The sequence below is a fragment of the Actinoplanes solisilvae genome (genome assembly GCF_003999975.1).
Taxonomy (GTDB): Bacteria; Actinomycetota; Actinomycetes; order Mycobacteriales; family Micromonosporaceae; genus Actinoplanes; species Actinoplanes solisilvae.
On sequence record NZ_RJAC01000121.1, the window covers coordinates 1 to 558 of the forward strand.

General features: G+C 43.2%; 1 protein-coding gene. It reads right to left on the bottom strand.

Annotated features, from left to right (window positions below):
* On the bottom strand, positions 1-558 hold a 558-nt coding region (locus EER30_RS46830; RefSeq protein WP_205650745.1), incomplete at both ends, for a photosynthetic reaction center family protein.

The following is a 558-nucleotide window of genomic DNA, read 5'->3' on the forward strand; positions in this document are numbered from 1 at the left end:
GGTGCATTAAAATGTTGTGCTCAGCTTGGAATACGATCATGAAGTTGAAAGTACCAGAGATACCTAAAGGCATACCATCAGAGAAAGAACCTTGTCCGATTGGGTAGATTAAGAATACTGCAGTTGCAGCAGCTACTGGAGCTGAGTAAGCAACACAGATCCAAGGACGCATACCTAAACGGTAAGAAAGTTCCCACTCACGACCCATGTAAGATGCAACACCTAATAAGAAGTGGCAAACGATTAATTGGTAAGGACCACCGTTGTATAACCACTCGTCTAAAGAAGCAGCTTCCCAAATTGGGTAGAAGTGAAGACCGATTGCGTTAGATGTAGGGATAATAGCACCAGAGATGATGTTGTTACCGTATAATAAAGAACCAGAAACGGGCTCACGGATACCATCGATATCTACTGGAGGAGCTGCGATGAAGCCGATAATGAATACAGATGTAGCTGTTAATAAGCAAGGGATCATTAACACACCGAACCAACCGATGTATAAACGGTTTTCAGTTGAAGTGATCCACTCACAAAAACGAGCCCAAAGGCTAGAAG